We start from the raw sequence: 16144 nt of genomic DNA on the forward strand, positions 1-16144 counted from the left end.
CCTTTCCCCCTCGCCCCCTTGGGGGAGAGGGCTGGGTGAGGGGGTTCGATCTCAGTCATCACACGGAATTCCGATCCATGAAAATCCCGAAAGCCCGCTGGACCACCAGAGCAACCTCCATAGCGTTCTGCCTGCTCTTCTGGCAACTAGCCGCCAGCCACCACTGGAACCTCGGCCTCGTCACCTTCGCCAACGTCCCGACCCCGCTGGCCGTGATCGAAGCCGCGCTCGGCCTCGGTGACTCCGGCAAACTCATCCAGCACCTGAGCGCGAGCCTCGGCCGGGTCTTTGCCGGTTACCTCGCGGCGCTGGTGATCGGCATCGCCCTGGGCCTGGCCATCGGCCGTTCAAAGTGGGCCGAAGACCTGCTGCTGCCACCGCTGGAAGTGCTGCGCCCAATCCCCGCCGTCGCCTGGATTCCACTGGCCATCCTGATGTTCCCATCCTCCGAACTGTCGATGGTCTTCATCACCTTCACCGGCGCGTTGTTCCCGATCCTGCTCAACACCGTGCACGGCGTCGAAGGTGTCGACCCACGCTTGATCGCCTCTGCCAAAAGCCTCGGGGCCGGGCGTCGGGCGATCCTGCTGGAAGTGATCCTGCCAGGCGCCGCACCGAGCATCATCACCGGCCTCGCGATCGGCATGGGCACGTCGTGGTTCTGTCTGGTGACCGCCGAAATGATCTCCGGCCAGTTCGGTATCGGTTACTACACCTGGGAGTCCTACACCATCCAGAACTACGCCGACATCGTGGTCGGCATGTTGCTGATCGGCGTCCTGGGCATGGGCAGCAGCCTGCTGATCAAACGCTTGGGCGGGCTGTTCACGCCCTGGCATCGACCACGAGGAAAAGCCTGATGAGCGTGATGCAAACCCCGGAAGGGCGGATCGACATCCGTCAGCTATCCATCGTCCTTGGCGAAGGCCGGCAAGCCTTTGAAGCGGTGCAGGGCCTGGATTGCCAGATCGAACCCGGCCAGTTCGTGTGCATTCTCGGCCCGTCCGGTTGCGGCAAATCGACCTTGCTCGGTGCGCTGGCCGGGCATCTGCAACCCCATGGCGGGCAGTTGAAAGTCGATGGCACCGAAGTGTCCGGCCCGTCACCGCAACGCGGCATGGTGTTCCAGCATCACACCCTGTTCCCGTGGCGCACGGTGCGCGACAACGTTGCCTTCGGCCTGAAGATGCGCGGCATCGGCAAGGCCGAGCGCCATCGCGCCGCCGATGAAATCCTCGAACTGGTCGGCCTCGAAGGCTTCGCCGAACGCTGGCCCGATCAACTGTCCGGCGGCATGCAGCAACGGGTGGAGATCGCCCGGGTGCTGGTCAATCGCCCCCGGCTGTTGCTGATGGATGAACCCTTCGGCGCACTGGACGCGCTGACCCGCCTGAACATGCAGGAATTGCTGCTGGACATCTGGACGCGGATTCGCACCACCGTGGTGTTCGTCACCCATGACATCGACGAAGCGCTGTTCCTCGCTGATCGCTTGCTGGTGATGAGCGCACGGCCGGGGCGAATCATCGAAGACCTGCGTCTGGATTTCCCCCGGCCACGCACCACCGAACTGGTGACCAGCCACGAGTTCTCGCGCCTCAAGCGCCACTGCCTCGACCTGCTGCGCCACGACAACGACCGACCGCTGCCGCGCCTCAATCCGCTCGGTTTGCCTCCTGAAAACGCCTTGCCGAGATTTGCCCTGTGACTTCATTTTTTGCTGTGACCGATAACGACGACATTCTCGCCCTGCAACCACGCCTCACCGCTGATGACGCCGGTGTACGGCGGATTGCCCTGATCGATCTGGCCGACCTCGAAGAGCCGGACGGTCTGCTCTGGCTGGTCGAGCGCCTGGCCGAAGACCCCGCCGAAGAAGTGCGTGCCGAAGCGGCGCGTCTGTTGGAAGCCTGGGAAGACGAGTCGGTGGTTGACGCGCTGTGCCGGGCGCTGACGGATCCGTCGCCGGCGGTGCAAGCCGCTGCGGCGCAGAGCCTGAGCCTGCTCAAGACCGAAGCGGCGGGGAGGGTGATTCTGCCGTGGACCGCCCATTCCGAAACCGGCGTGCGGATTGCCGCGTTCCGCGCCTTGCGCGAGTTGCGTTTCCCCGGCGCTGCGCCGGCCGCCATTCAGGCGCTGAATGATGCCGATGCCAGCGTCCGTCGCGAAGCCGTCGGCGTGCTCGGCTGGCTCAAGCAACTCGACGCGTTGCCAGCCCTGGCCCGCCTGGCGAGTGATGACCCGGACACCGAAGTGCGCCGCGCCGCCACCGGCGCCCTGGGTCTGGCAAGTGACGCCGAAGTACTGCCCGCATTGCGTCAGGCCTTGCAGGACCAGGCCTGGCAAGTGCGCGAAGAAGCCGCGACCACCCTCGGCAAGGTCGGCCACACCGACGCCGGGCCGGCGCTGATCGAAGCCTTGGCCGACGACTACTGGCAGGTGCGCCTGCGCGCCACCCGCAGCCTCGGGCGCCTCAAGTACGTCGCTGCCCTCGACGCCCTGATCGACACCCTCGGTCATCGCATCAGTAACCTGCGCAAGGAAGCCGCGCTGGCCCTCGGCGAATTGAACGATCGTGGGGCGGTGGCGGCGTTGCAGGCCGCGCAGGACGACGGCGACCCGGAAGTGCGCAAAGCCGTGCGGATTGCCTTGAGTCAGCTGCAATGAATCCGCTGTCGGTCGGCAATTCCCAAAGTGAACACCGGTTACGGCTGAGCTGGCCGGATGGCCGCGAGCAGTTGCTCGACCATGCCGAACTGCGCCGCCAGTGCCCGTGCTCGCAATGCCGGGCATTTCGCTTGCGGGGCTCGCCGCCTATGGTTGACCCGCGTGTGCGGGTCATCGAATTGAACGCTCAGGGCTACGGCCTGCAACTGGTGTTCAGCGATGGTCACCAGCGCGGGATTTACCCGTGGGCCTATCTGGCGCAGCTGGAGGGGATCACTGTCCCGCCGTCATCGCCGGCCGACAGCCATGGAAAATATCCAGCCCCGGCTGATACAGCGACGTCCTGACTTCGAACAACCCGAGCACCGAATGGAACAGGTTGTCGTGGCTCAGATCCGGCTGGCTGCTTTTGCCTTGCAGGCAGCCTCGGTCGATGCCCAGTTGCGCCAGGGTGTTGTTGCCGAACCACATCACCATCGGCACATGGGTCTGGGCTTCCGGCGCCAGCGCATAGGGCGCGGCGTGCAGGTAGAGGCCGTTCTCGCCCAGTGATTCGCCATGGTCGGACACGTACAGCATCGATGTATCGAGGTGGTCCTGATTGCGTTTGAGCAGCTCGATTACCTTGGCCAGGAAATGGTCGGTGTAGAGGATCGTGTTGTCGTAGACGTTGACCAGTTCGTCATGGCTGCAACTGCCCAGCTGATTGGTGTGGCAGATCGGTTTGAAGCGCTCCATGTCCTTGGGGTAGCGCTCGTAGTATTCCGGGCCGTGACTGCCGTCGGCGTGCAGGACGATGATCGCGTTGCCCTTGAGGCTGTCGATGTAGCCTTGCAGGTCGGCCAGCAGCGCTTCGTCGAGGCAGTTGTTGCCGTCGCAGAACGGCCCCGGCTGGTTCTTCGCGATGTCGCGGTTCGGCACCCGCAGGCAGGTGCCCTTGCAGTCGCTGTTGTTGTCCAGCCACAGCACCTGCACACCGGCCCGTTGCAGGATGTCCAGCAGGCCTTCGTAGGTTTTGCCTTTCTTGTCGCTGTAGTCCTCGCGCGGGAACATCGAGAACATGCACGGCACCGACACCGCTGTCGAGGTGCCGCAGGAATGCACGTTGGTGAAATTGAGGATGTCGAGTTTGCTCAGCTCGGGATTGGTCTCGCGCTCATAGCCGTTGAGCGAGAAATGGTCGGCCCGGGCGGTTTCGCCGACCACGAACACCATCAGCGATTTCTTCTCGCGACCGGCTGCCTTGGCGCTCATTACCGCGTCTTCGCCGATGGCCTGCACCACGAAATGCTTTTTGATCCCCAGCCGCTGCTTGGTGTATTTGCTGATCGCGTAGATGTAGTTGGTCGGGTTGATGAAGTGGGTGAGCTTGTCTTCCTCGCGAAAGATCGGCGCGTAGGTCGAATAGAACGCGCCCACCGAAGCGCCGATCACCAGCACGCAGGCCGCGATCACCAGCACCTTGTTCAGCAAGCCCCGAAAGAACGGCCGATAAACCACCGGCCAGCGCCAGATCAGCACGGCCGGCAACACACCGAGCAACAACACGTAAGCCAGCAGTTTGCCGCTGAACAGCGCCGTGGCTTCCCCGGGATTGGTTTCGAACACGTTCTGGATCATCACCGTGTCGATGGTGATTCCGTATTCGTTCATGAAATACGCGGCGCAGGCGGAGAGCAGGGCCACCAGCGTGAGCGCCGGTTTCAGCGTGCAGCGAAACGACACCAGCGTCAGCAGCAGCGTGATCGCCGCCCAGAGAAACAGCCCGAAGGACGCGAAGAACGCCAGTTTGTGCGCGCCTTGCAGGGTGATCAGCGTTCCCAGCGCCTTCCAGGTCGCCAGGTTGTACAGCGCCACCAGTGCCAGCGAAAACAGCAGCACCAGGCGGGTCGGAGTGATGGACGGTAAACGCAGTCCTTTGCCCAAAGCCATTTCGATACTTTCCTCTACGTCAGTCGAAAACCCGTACGGTTACGCGCGTAACTGTAGAAGAACATTGGTAAAAATTCCGTAAACATCCGGTAACAAAATCACGGTAATTGCAAAAAAATGTGGGCGCCAGCAGGCCGGCTCCCACGGGGGAATTGCGGTGGGTCAGAAGGATTTGCTGACGCTGGCGACGACCGTCGCCGTGCACACGTCCTTGAAGCCCCAACTGCTCAGGCACTGGCTCTGCGAGAGATCGGTGTCGATGTAGCTCAGGCCCAGTACCACGCCGGCCAGGTTGTGGGTCAGTTTGACTTCCCACTCCCGGTAGGACTCTTCGCTGTGGCCGGATCCCGAGTACATGTGCGGGTCCTTGAAGTCCATGTTGCCGTAGCGCAGCTTCAGCCCGGAATCGAACGGCAATTCGGTTTCATAGCCGATGTAGCTATAGAGCGAACTCTGTTTGCTGTCGATGCCCGGCGCATCACTGGAGTAATAGGCCGCGAGTTTCACGCCGTAAGCGCTGAGAATCGAGTACACCTCGCTCTGGTTGAACTGGCTCTCCTTGGGATACGCGTATTTGATGTAGCCCAGATCCAGGCTCACGGTCTCGGTCGCCTGCCACAGCCAGCCGGCGTAGTAATCGACTTCCTGACGGGTTTTCAGGCCGCCACCGAAATCGACGTTCGAGCTCCACGCGCCGAGGTACAGGCCGCTGCTGTGGGTCAGGGTCAGACCGGCCTGTACGGCCGGGTCGTTCTGGGTCTGGGAGATGCCGCGGGTGCGGTAGTCGCTGGCCAGGGTCAGGTCGACCAGCACCGCGAAATCATCGTTCAGGGGGATTGCGTGGCTGCTCAAAGGCAGCAGGCTCAAGGAAGTGAGGGCGAGCAGGGGCAAGGCTTTCATGTGAAGTCCCGTTGTTGTGGTTGTTATGGGCAGGAAGCGGGCAAGGCTGCGCCGAACCCCGGCGGCTGGCGCGGGGTCGGGCAGCGGATACGGCGATTGTTATTAGAGGGTAGGGGCGTAGACCTGACGGCCGGCGAACCAGGTTTGCAGCACCTGGGTGTCATGCAGGGCTTTGTCATCGACGCTGAACACGTCGCGATCGAGCACGATGAAATCGGCCTGTTTGCCGGGGCTCAGCGAGCCGATCTGTTGCTCCAGGCCGATAGTTCGCGCGGCGTTGGCGGTGTAGGCGTAGAACATGGTTTCGCGGTCCAGGCGTTCGTCGGCGTTGAGCACCCCCAGCGGCCCTGTGCGGGTGATGGCCTGGGCCATGGCATTCCACGGGTTCGGCGAGGACACCGGCCAGTCGCTGGCGCCGGCAATCGTCGCGCCTTGCTTGAGCAGCGAATGCGCCGGGTATTGATAGCGGAAAGCGAGGGCGCTGACGTAAGGCTTGATCATGTCGGTGGTGTAGTCGTCGGCGCTGGCCCACAGCAGTTGCATCGAGGCAATCACGTTCAACGGCTTGAAGCGGGCGAACTCCTTCGGGTTGACCATTTGCAGGTGCGTGATCGAGTGCGTCACGCCGCTCTGCCGGTCCTTGCGCGCTTGGGCGATGCCGTTCAGGGATTCGCGCACCGCGCGGTCGCCGATGGCGTGGATGTGCACCAGCCAGCCGCGCTGGTCGATGGCGCTGACCAGTTCGCCGAAGTGCTGCGGATCGATCAGCAGTTCGCCCTGTTTGTGCGAGTTGCTGTAGGGATCGATCATCGCCGCGCTCTGGGCCGGGTATTCGATCACGCCGTCGGCGAAGATCTTGATCCCCGGCAGCGTCAGATTGGGAATGCCCTCAAATTGCCGGCGCACCTTGTCGAGGGTATCGAGATCGGCCGGTACGCTTTTCGGATTGGCCACCAGCAGCGCGGCGACGTGGGCGGTCATGCCGCCGCTGTCCGACAGGGCTTTGTAGGCCGGCAATACGCCGACAGTTTTCTCGGTGGGCTTGAGGGCGAACACCGGCTCGCCCGGCGCGGCGTTGGCGGCGGGGTCCATCCACGCGGTGATGCCGAGGCTGTTGTTGAAACGCACTGCCGATTGCGCGGCCTTGAGCATGTCGGCGGGGCTCGGCACCGGCATTTTCGAGGCGACCCGATCCCAGCCGGCGTCGACCACAAAGCCGTTCGGCTCACCGTTGGGCAGTTTGCCGATGGTGTCTTTTTCCGCGTCCGGAAGGTTTTTCAGCAGCGCGGCGTCGATGCCCGCACGCTTGAGCATGACGTTGTTGGCCCACGCCGTGTGGTGGTCGCTGCCGGTGAACACCACCGGCACGTCGGCCCATTCGCCGTGGTTGAAAGTTTTGCCCAGCGCTTCAGCCTTGGCCCAATACGCCGAACTCATGCCGGCCAAGCTCAATACGTCGCCATGCCGGGCCTTGCCGTCGTCGCGCCAGCCGCGCAGGCGTTTTTCCAGTTCATCCAGACCGACCACGTCGTCTTCCATGTTCGCCGAGACCATTTCCAGTCCGCCGAAAATCGCGTGGGAATGGCTGTCGATCAGGCCGGGCATCAGCGCCTGGCCTTTCAGGTCGATGACCTGGGTGCCGGGCTCGATCAAGGCCTTGATCTGCGCATCCGTGCCGACTTTCAGCACCTTGCCGTTCTCCACGGCCAGCGCCTGAACCTTCGGTTGGGCGCGGTCGGCGGTGAAAATCTTGCCGTTGAGCAGCACCAGATCGGTGGCGGCCATGGCTTCCATCGAGGCAAAACTCACAGCGGCGATCAGCAGATTTTTTGTGAAATGCGGGATGAATCTTTTCATTGAACATTTCCTTGTTATTGCGTCTGATGGCCAGATTAGTGGCTGCCAACGCCCGACAGAACGCCTCCCTCACGAAAAACGTTTTTGCCTGAATGGAAAAAGCATGGACAAGTTGGGTGCATTGAAAATGTTCGTGGTCACCGCGCAGCTCGGCAGTTTCAGCCGCGCTGCCGAGCAACTGGGCAAGACCCCGTCGGCCCTGACCAAAGCGGTCAATCATCTGGAATCTGAACTTGGGGCGCGGTTGTTCGAGCGCAGCACGCGGCGGATTCTGCTGACCGAAATCGGCCGGCTCTATCTGGAAACCGCACGCCAGGTGCTGCAACGGCTGGACGAGGCCAGCGAGGAAATCGAGCAGTTGCAGCACGGTCTGCGTGGCAGCCTGAAAATCACCGCACCGCTGGCTTACGGCCGGGCGTTTCTCGATCAGGTGTGTGACGGCTTTTTGCAGCAATACCCGCAGATCAGCCTGCAAGTGGATTTGTGCGACGAATTCGTCAATCTGCTGGAAAGCGGCTACGACCTGGCGTTGCGCGAGGGGCATGACGACTTGCCGGGGCTGATCGCCCGGGTGGTCGGCAGCAATCGCCTGGCGCTGTGCGGCAGCCCCGAATACCTGGCGCGCAAGGGCTTGCCGGTGACGCCGCAAACCCTCGATCAGCATGAATGGCTGCTGTACCGGCATCCGTTGCTCAGCCGCGAATTCTGGTGGGCCGAGCGCGATGGTCAACGTTTGAGCCTGGCGCAACCGGCGGCGCCGCTGTTGCGCAGCGACAATTACGATTTGCTGCTGGCCAGCGCCCTGGCCGGGCGTGGCTTGCTACACACGCCATTGTGGAGCGCTGCGCCGTACATCGCCGACGGGCGACTGGTGCGGGTCATGGCTGATTACGAGATCGACCCGGACAGCTTCGGCCCGCACATTCTGGCGGTGTACCCGAGCCATCGGCGGGCGACGGCCAAGGTTGTGGCGTTTATCGACTACATCGCGGGGTTTCTGGCGGAGCGCGGTTTGAGCTGACTGGCGGTGCTTGTCAGGAAATTCCCACAAGAGTACAAATGTACTCCATGACGACTCTGACTCCCCGCCGTACCGCCATCCTGACCTTTATCCGCGAACGTATCGCCGAACACGGTCAGCCCCCAAGCCTCGCTGAAATCAGCGAGGCTTTTGGTTTTGCCTCCCGCAGCGTGGCGCGCAAGCATGTGCTGGCGCTGACCGAAGCCGGGTTTATCGAGGTCAACCCGCATCAGGCCCGGGGCATTCGCCTGCTCGGGCAACCGGCGCGGCCGGAGCTGCTCGAAGTCCCGGTGCTCGGCCGGGTGGCTGCCGGTGCGCCCATCGGTGCCGATGCCGACCTGCACAATCGGCTGATGCTCGATCCCGCGCTGTTCTCCCGCACGCCCGACTACATGTTGCGGGTGCAGGGCGATTCGATGATCGAGGACGGCATTCTCGACGGCGATCTGGTCGGCGTGCGGCGCAACCCCGAGGCGCTCAACGGCCAGATCGTGGTGGCGCGACTCGACGGTGAAGTCACCATCAAGCGCTTCGAGCGGATTGGCGATGAGGTTCGCCTGTTGCCGCGCAACCCGGCGTATCAACCGATTGTGGTGCGGGCCGATCAGGACCTGGCCATCGAAGGGGTGTTCTGCGGTCTGGTGAGGCAAGGCTGATGGGTGCCGTCGTTGCGCTGGATACGCTGTTCAATGGCGGCCAGGTCTGGAAGGGCCGGCCTGCGCCACCGGCCGCCAGCCCGCAACCCACCGGGCACGCCGCGCTGGACGCCGCCTTGCCCAGTGGCGGCTGGCCGGAAGCGGCGCTGAGCGAAATCCTCCTGGCCGGGCCCGGTGTCGGTGAGTTGCAACTGGTGTGGCCGACATTGGCGCGGCTGTCGGCAGCGGGCGAGCGCATCGTGCTGGTGGCGCCGCCGTTCGTGCCATACCCGCAGGCCTGGGCCAATGCCGGGGTCGATCTGCGCCAGTTGTCGGTGATCCAGGCCAGCGAACGCGATGCCTTGTGGGCGGCGGAGCAATGCCTGCGCTCGGGCAGTTGCGGCGCGGTGCTGTGCTGGCCGCACAAGGCCGATGACCGCGCCTTGCGCCGTTTGCAGGTGGCGGCGGAAACCGGCCAGACCCTGGCGTTTGCATGGCGGCCATTGAGCGAGGCGGTCAACCCGTCGCCGGCCGCGTTGCGCATTGCCATCGATGCGCGCCCGGCGCAGTTGCGCGTGCTCAAGTGCCGGGGTGGTCTGGCGCGCAGCGCACCGATTGCCTTCGCCGTGGGGCATTGAGGTCGCCATGCGCTGGGTTTGCATTCTGTTCCCGCAATTGGCCCTCGACGCCGTGCTGCGTCAACGCCCCGATCCCGAGCAACCGTTGGCGCTGCTCAGCGGCCCGGCCCAGCGGCGCGTGCTGCAAGCGGTCAACCCGGCGGCGCGGGCACTGGGTTTGCGTCCGGGGCAGTCGATGACCGCCGCGCAGGCCATGAGCAAAGGGTTCGCCACCGTCGATTACGATTCGGCCGAGGTCGAGCACTGGCAGCAGTTTCTCGCCGCCTGGGCCTATCGTTTCAGCGCCCAGGTCAGCGTGCATTACCCGCGCACGGTGGTGTTCGAGATCGAATCGAGCCTCGGGCTGTTCGGATCCTGGGCGCAGTTCGAGGCGCGGTTGCGCACGGAACTGACGGAGCTGGGCTTTCGTCATCGCATCGTCGCCGCGCCCAATCCGGTGGCGGCGCGGGTGTTGGCCAACGCCTACGACGGATTGGTGGTGCCCGACGGTGAAGCCCTGCGCCACCACCTCGGGCAATTGCCGGTCGACCGCATCGGCCTTGAACCGAGCGTGGCCACGGCGCTGTCGCGCATGGGCCTGCGTAACCTCCATCAGGTGCAGAACCTGCCGCGTCAGGCCCTGGCCCGGCGTTTCGAGGCGCCGATGCTCAAGCACCTGGACACGCTGTTCGGCGCACGGCCGCTGGCGCTGGCGTTCTACCTGCCGCCGGATCGTTTCGACGTGCGCATCGAACTCAATTTCGACGTGCAGTCCCATCAGGCGCTGCTGTTTCCCTTGCGCCGCCTGACGTCCGATCTGGCGGCGTTTTTGTGCGGACGCGACAGCGGCGTGCAGCGCTTCGATCTGCACCTTGAACACGCGGGGTTGCCGGACACGCTGATCAAGGTCGGCCTGCTCAGCGCCGAGCGCGATCCGGCGATGCTCTTTGAACTGGCCCGTGGCCGACTGGAGCAGGTGCAGGTCGAGGCCCCGGTGCGCGGCTTTCGTCTGCGCGCCGAAGACTTGCCGAGTTTCGTGCCGCAGTTTCAGGAGCTGTTCGACGACCGCCCGCAGCAGACCTTGCCCTGGGAGCAATTGCGCGAACGCCTGCGCGCGCGACTGGGGGATGAGGCGGTGCAAGGCCTGCGTTTTCAGGCCGATCATCGACCGGAGTGCGCATGGCAGAACGCCGACGACAAACAGCGCTGCCCTGCATTGCCGGGCGTGCAGCGTCCGGGCTGGTTGTTGGGCGAACCGCAGTCCGTGCCCGAAGGTTCGGCGCGCATCCTCATGGGCCCGGAGCGTATCGAGTCCGGCTGGTGGGACGGTGACGACGTGCGCCGCGACTATTACCTGATCCAGAACCGCGCCGGCCAGCAAGGCTGGGCGTACCGGGCTGTGGGTGAGGGCGGTCCGTTGTGGCTGCAGGGCTGGTTCGCGTGAATCAGGGTTACGCCGAACTGCACTGCCTGTCGAATTTCAGTTTCCAGCGTGGCGCGTCCAGTGCGCTGGAGCTGTTTCAGCGGGCGAAAAAACACGGCTATCAGGCGCTGGCGATCACCGATGAATGCACCCTCGCCGGGATCGTTCGTGCCTGGCAAGCGGCCAAATCCGTGGAGCTGCCGCTGATTATCGGCAGCGAAGTTCGCATCGAGAACGGCCCGAAACTGGTGTTGCTGGTGGAGAACATCGAGGGTTATCAGGCCCTGTGCGGTTTGATTACCCAAGCCCGACGGCGTACCCAAAAAGGCCAGTATCAAGTGCTGCGCGAGGATTTCAGCGAACCGTTGCCGGGATTGCTGGTGCTGTGGGTGCCGGATGCGGTCGATAAGGTGGAAGAGGGCCGCTGGCTGAAGCAGACCTTCGGTGAACGGCTGTGGCTGGCGGTGCAGTTGCATCGCGGGCAGAACGATCAGCAACGGCTGGCCGCACTGCTGAGTCTGGCGGATGAACTGCAGATTCCAGCCGTGGCCAGCGGCGATGTGCACATGCACGCCCGTGGCCGGCGAGCCTTGCAGGACACCATGACCGCGATCCGCCATCACGTTCCGGTGGCCGAGGCCGGGTTGCGCCTGCACCCCAATGGCGAGCGGCATTTGCGCAGCCTTGATGTGTTGCGCGAGTTGTATCCGCAGGCCTTGCTGGACGAGTCGGTGAAACTGGCTCGCCGCTGCACCTTCGACCTGAGCGAGTTGCGCTATCAATACCCCAAAGAGCTGGTGCCCGAGGAACACAGTGCCAGTTCCTGGCTGCGCCACCTGACCGAACAAGGCATCGCCTGGCGCTGGCCGAAAGGCGCACAGCCCAAGGTGCTCAAGCAGATCGACGATGAGCTGGAGCTGATCGCCGAGCTCGGCTACGAAAGCTACTTCCTCACCGTGCACGACGTGGTGCGCTTCGCCCGGGAGCAGAAGATCCTCTGCCAGGGCCGGGGTTCGGCGGCCAACTCGGCGGTGTGTTTCGCCTTGGGCATCACCGAAATCGACCCGGATCGCACCACGCTGCTGTTCGAGCGTTTCATGTCGAGGGAGCGCAACGAACCGCCGGACATCGACGTGGATTTCGAGCACGAACGCCGCGAAGAAGTCCTGCAATACGTGTTCCGTCGTTATGACCGCCGTCGTGCGGCGCTGACGGCGGTGGTCAGCACCTATCACGCGGCCGGCGCGATTCGCGACGTGGCCAAGGCGCTAGGCTTGCCGCCGGACCAGATCAATGCGCTGGCCGACTGCTGCGGTCACTGGAGCGATGAAACCCCGCCCGTGGAGCGCCTGCGCGAAGGCGGTTTCGACCCCGAAAGTCCGCTGCTGCACCGGGTGTTGAGCCTGACCGGGCAACTGATCGGCTTCCCCCGGCACCTGTCGCAGCACCCCGGTGGTTTCGTGATTTCCGAGCAACCGCTGGACACGCTGGTGCCGGTGGAAAACGCCGCCATGGCCGACCGCACCATCATCCAGTGGGACAAGGACGATCTCGATGCCGTCGGGTTGCTCAAGGTGGATATCCTCGCCCTCGGCATGCTCAGCGCGATCCGCCGCTGTTTCGATCTGCTGCGCCGTCATCGCCATCAGGACCTGAGCCTGGCGACGATTCCACCTGAGGATCGGCCGACCTACGACATGATCAGCCGCGCCGACACCATCGGCGTGTTCCAGATCGAGTCCCGGGCGCAGATGTCGATGCTGCCGCGCCTGCGCCCGCAAACTTTCTACGACCTGGTGATCGAGGTGGCCATCGTCCGGCCGGGGCCGATCCAGGGCGGGATGGTCCATCCGTACCTGCGCCGGCGGAACAAGGAAGAAGAGGAAACCTACCCGTCCCCGGAGCTGGAAGTGGTGCTCAAGCGCACCCTCGGTGTGCCGCTGTTTCAGGAACAGGTGATGCAGATCGCGATTGTCGCCGCCGATTACAGCCCCGGCGAGGCCGACCAGTTGCGCCGTTCCATGGCCGCGTGGAAACGCCACGGCGGGCTGGAGCCGCACAAGGAACGGCTGGCTGCGGGCATGAAGAAAAACGGCTACAGCCCGGAATTCGCCGCGCAGATTTTCGAGCAGATCAAGGGCTTCGGCAGCTACGGTTTCCCTGAATCCCACGCCGCCAGTTTTGCCTTGCTGACCTATGCCAGTTGCTGGCTCAAGTGCCACGAACCGGCGGCGTTCGCCTGTGCGCTGATCAACAGCTGGCCGATGGGTTTCTACAGCCCGGATCAGATTCTTCAGGATGCGCGTCGGCATCATTTGCAGATCCGCCCGGTGGACGTGCGCGCCAGTGACTGGGATTGCAGCCTGGAGCCGATTGCCGGCGAGCAACCGGCCATCCGCATGGGCCTGCGGATGATCAAGGGCTTTCGCGAGGAGGATGCGCGGAGCATTGAAAAGGCTCGGGCGAGGGGGGCGTTTGCCGACGTCGCGGATCTGGGCGAACGCGCCGGGCTCGACAGTCGCGCTCAGGCGCTGTTGGCGGACTCGGGAGCGCTACGCGGCCTGGCCGGTGACCGCCATCGGGCGCGTTGGGAAGTGGCCGGGGTGCAGAAACAGCTTGGGTTGTTTACCGGGTTGCCGAGTCAGGAAGAGCCGGATGTGCTGCTGCCGACACCGAGCGTCAGCGAAGACCTGTTCACTGACTACGCCACCCTCGGCACCACGCTGGGGCCGCACCCGTTGACGTTATTGCGCGACGAGTTGCGGGCACGGCGCTGCCGCAGTTCCCGGGAGTTGCTGGAGGTCGAGCATGGCCGGCCGGTCAGCGTGGCGGGTCTTGTGACCGGGCGTCAGCGACCGGGCACTGCCAGTGGCGTGACCTTCGTGACCCTGGAAGACGAGTTCGGCAACGTCAACGTGGTGGTCTGGCGCGATCTGGCCGAGCGTCAGCGTCAGGTGCTGGTGGGCTCGCAATTGCTCAAGGTCGATGGCCGCTGGGAGCGTGAAGGCGAGGTGCGGCATCTGATCGCCGGACGCTTGAGTGACCTTAGCTCGCTGCTCAACGGAATTCGGGTGCAAAGCCGCGATTTCCACTGACACGCCGTAGTGATCGTTCCCACGTCGAGGCGTCGAACCGTCCGCGTGGGAACGATCGGCAGAGGACGGCTGCTAACCGATTTGCAAGCCAATTCACTGACGTCAAAAAAACCTGTCCTCACTGATGGCACTTTGGCATAATGCCGCCCCTTTCCCGATCCCCCACAACATCACCGTGCGGGGACACATCGAATTTCAGAAGGAATGCACAGTGAGAATGATCTCCCGGATGTTGGTCTCGGGCGTTGCGATTGCCGTTCTCGGCACCCTGGCCGGCTCGCTTTCCGGTTGCGCCACCGAAAGCTCCCGCGCATTGCCGGTGGCCAAGGTGGAAAGCGCCTCCCAGGCCTGGTCCGGTGTGCGTATCCCGATGGCCGTGGGCAAGTTCGACAACCGTTCGAGCTACATGCGCGGGATCTTCTCCGATGGCGTCGACCGTCTCGGTGGCCAGGCCAAGACCATCCTGATCACTCACTTGCAGCAGACCAACCGTTTCTCCGTGCTCGATCGCGACAACATGGGCGAAATCCAGCAGGAAGCGGCGATCAAGGGCCAGGCCCAGCGTCTGAAAGGCGCCGATTACGTGGTCACCGGTGACGTCACCGAGTTCGGCCGCAAAGAGACCGGCGATCATCAACTGTTCGGCATTCTCGGCCGTGGCAAGACCCAGGTCGCCTACGCCAAGGTCAACCTGAACATCGTCAACATCAGCACCTCCGAAGTGGTGTATTCGACCCAGGGCGCCGGCGAGTACGCCTTGTCCAACCGCGAAATCATCGGCTTCGGCGGCACCGCTGCCTACGACTCCACCCTCAACGGCAAAGTCCTCGATCTGGCCATGCGCGAGGCGATCAATCGTCTGGTCGATGGCATGAACGCCGGTGCCTGGAAACCGGGCAACTGATAGACGCCCATCGCAAGGAGCAACACACCATGAATCTGTCCCTGTCCCGGTCGCTGATGGCCCTGACTGCTGGCGCCTTGCTGGCCGGTTGCAGCAGCCCGCAAACCCTGTATCAGTGGGAAGGCTACCAGCCACAAGTCTACGAATACTTCAAAAGCGAAACGCCGAAAGAAGCCCAGGCCGAAGCGCTGGAAGCCGATCTGCAAAAGATCCGCGCCAGCGGCAAGCCGGTACCGCCGGGTTACCACGCTCATCTCGGTCTGCTGTACCTGAGCATGGGCAAGGACGATCAGATGGTGCAGCAATTGCGCACCGAGAAAACCCTTTTCCCCGAGTCCGGCACCTACATGGATTTTCTGCTTAAAAACGCCAAGACCGGAGATGCCCAATGATCTCCCGTGCCTTGAAACTGCTGGCCGCAGGCCTGGCGCTGACCGTTCTCGGTGGCTGCGTTGCACCGAAGACCGTGGACTATTCGGCGTACAAGCAAGCGCGGCCGAAATCCATTCTGGTGCTGCCGCCGCTGAACACCTCGCCGGACGTCAAGGCGTCCTACAGCCTGTTGTCGCAAGTGACGTTCCCGTTGGCCGAAGCCGGTTACTACGTGCTGCCGATCACGTTGGTCGACGAAACGTTCCGCCAGAACGGCCTGACCACGCCGGATGACATCCATGCGGCGCCGGCCAGCAAGCTGCAGGAAATCTTCGGTGCCGACGCGGCGCTGTACATCACCGTCAGCGAATACGGCACGCGCTACATGGTGATCAGCAGCGAAACTGCCGTCACCGCCAGCGCCAAGCTGGTCGACCTGAAAACCGGCGTCACCCTGTGGACCGGTGCGGCCCGGGCGTCGAGCGAGGAAGGCAACAACAGCAATGCCGGCGGGCTGATCGGCATGCTGATCACCGCGGCGGTGAAGCAGATCATCAACAGCTCCACCGATGCCGGCTACCCGATTGCCGGTGTGGCCAGCAATCGACTGCTGTCGGCCGGTCATCCGGCGGGCCTGCTGTACGGGCCACGATCGCCGAAGTACGGCACTGACTGAAACCCAGGCTGCTGATCGTTCCCACGCGGAGCGTGGGAACGATAA

Annotated in this window: 14 protein-coding genes and 1 pseudogene; 12 read left to right on the top strand and 3 right to left on the bottom strand. The window is 63.7% G+C overall.

The features are described 5' to 3' along the window. Positions 1-77: 77 nt before the first annotated feature. The 4 genes and pseudogenes from C1X29_RS27435 to C1X29_RS27450 all read left to right on the top strand — a co-directional run. Positions 78-860, top strand: a complete 783-nt coding sequence (locus tag C1X29_RS27435; RefSeq protein WP_041475308.1) for an ABC transporter permease — start codon at positions 78-80, stop codon at positions 858-860. After that, positions 860-1708, top strand: coding sequence for an ABC transporter ATP-binding protein (locus C1X29_RS27440; RefSeq protein WP_102718877.1), 849 nt, complete (start codon positions 860-862; stop codon positions 1706-1708). The genes C1X29_RS27435 and C1X29_RS27440 overlap by 1 nt, the downstream gene beginning before the upstream one ends. Then, the gene (locus C1X29_RS27445) at positions 1705-2667 is read left to right on the top strand and encodes a HEAT repeat domain-containing protein (protein ID WP_102718878.1); all 963 of its coding nucleotides are present in this window, start codon (positions 1705-1707) and stop codon (positions 2665-2667) included. Before C1X29_RS27440 ends, C1X29_RS27445 begins: the two co-directional genes overlap by 4 nt. Beyond that, positions 2664-2927, top strand: a pseudogene (locus C1X29_RS27450) (DUF971 domain-containing protein); the annotation flags it as partial. The gene C1X29_RS27445 and the pseudogene C1X29_RS27450, both read left to right, overlap by 4 nt. 13 nt (positions 2928-2940) lie before the next feature. Here C1X29_RS27450 and C1X29_RS27455 read toward each other — a convergent pair. The 3 genes from C1X29_RS27455 to C1X29_RS27465 form a co-directional block, all read right to left on the bottom strand. Next, positions 2941-4599: a phosphoethanolamine transferase gene (locus C1X29_RS27455; RefSeq protein WP_102718880.1), complete on the bottom strand. Its 1659-nt coding sequence runs from the start codon at positions 4597-4599 to the stop codon at positions 2941-2943. 162 nt (positions 4600-4761) lie between these two features. Beyond that, complete coding sequence (locus tag C1X29_RS27460) at positions 4762-5499, bottom strand: TorF family putative porin (RefSeq protein WP_102718881.1); 738 nt, start codon at positions 5497-5499, stop codon at positions 4762-4764. Between the two features lie 102 nt (positions 5500-5601). Beyond that, positions 5602-7356, bottom strand: a complete 1755-nt coding sequence (locus C1X29_RS27465) for an amidohydrolase (RefSeq protein ID WP_102718882.1) — start codon at positions 7354-7356, stop codon at positions 5602-5604. Between the two features lie 103 nt (positions 7357-7459). On the opposite strand from C1X29_RS27465, the gene C1X29_RS27470 reads away from it, so the two are divergent. The 8 genes from C1X29_RS27470 to C1X29_RS27505 all read left to right on the top strand — a co-directional run bounded on the left by C1X29_RS27470 (position 7460) and on the right by C1X29_RS27505 (position 16099). After that, positions 7460-8377 carry a LysR family transcriptional regulator gene (locus tag C1X29_RS27470; RefSeq protein ID WP_085745456.1) on the top strand — a complete coding sequence of 306 codons (918 nt, stop codon included), beginning with the start codon at positions 7460-7462 and terminating at the stop codon, positions 8375-8377. Between the two features lie 38 nt (positions 8378-8415). Then, positions 8416-9033: a transcriptional repressor LexA gene (gene lexA, locus C1X29_RS27475; RefSeq protein ID WP_039768874.1), complete on the top strand. Its 618-nt coding sequence runs from the start codon at positions 8416-8418 to the stop codon at positions 9031-9033. Beyond that, a complete protein-coding gene (imuA, locus tag C1X29_RS27480) occupies positions 9033-9650 on the top strand; it encodes a translesion DNA synthesis-associated protein ImuA (RefSeq protein ID WP_007959433.1) in 618 nt (205 codons plus the stop codon). The genes lexA and imuA overlap by 1 nt, the downstream gene beginning before the upstream one ends. Before the next feature lie 7 nt (positions 9651-9657). Next, positions 9658-11073: a DNA polymerase Y family protein gene (locus C1X29_RS27485; protein ID WP_039768872.1), complete on the top strand. Its 1416-nt coding sequence runs from the start codon at positions 9658-9660 to the stop codon at positions 11071-11073. Further along, positions 11049-14147, top strand: coding sequence for an error-prone DNA polymerase (locus tag C1X29_RS27490; RefSeq protein WP_218275701.1), 3099 nt, complete (start codon positions 11049-11051; stop codon positions 14145-14147). The genes C1X29_RS27485 and C1X29_RS27490 overlap by 25 nt, the downstream gene beginning before the upstream one ends. Positions 14148-14364: 217 nt before the next feature. Then, positions 14365-15051, top strand: a complete 687-nt coding sequence (locus C1X29_RS27495) for a CsgG/HfaB family protein (RefSeq protein WP_162130490.1) — start codon at positions 14365-14367, stop codon at positions 15049-15051. Positions 15052-15080: 29 nt separating this feature from the next. After that, entirely contained in the window at positions 15081-15443 is a 363-nt protein-coding gene (locus tag C1X29_RS27500; RefSeq protein WP_007959442.1) for a DUF4810 domain-containing protein, read from the top strand. Beyond that, positions 15440-16099, top strand: a complete 660-nt coding sequence (locus C1X29_RS27505; RefSeq protein ID WP_085745459.1) for a DUF799 domain-containing protein — start codon at positions 15440-15442, stop codon at positions 16097-16099. Before C1X29_RS27500 ends, C1X29_RS27505 begins: the two co-directional genes overlap by 4 nt. Positions 16100-16144: the final 45 nt, after the last annotated feature.

The sequence above is a fragment of the Pseudomonas sp. GW456-12-10-14-LB2 genome (assembly GCF_002884345.1).
GTDB classification, from domain to species: Bacteria; Pseudomonadota; Gammaproteobacteria; order Pseudomonadales; family Pseudomonadaceae; genus Aquipseudomonas; species Aquipseudomonas paraglycinae.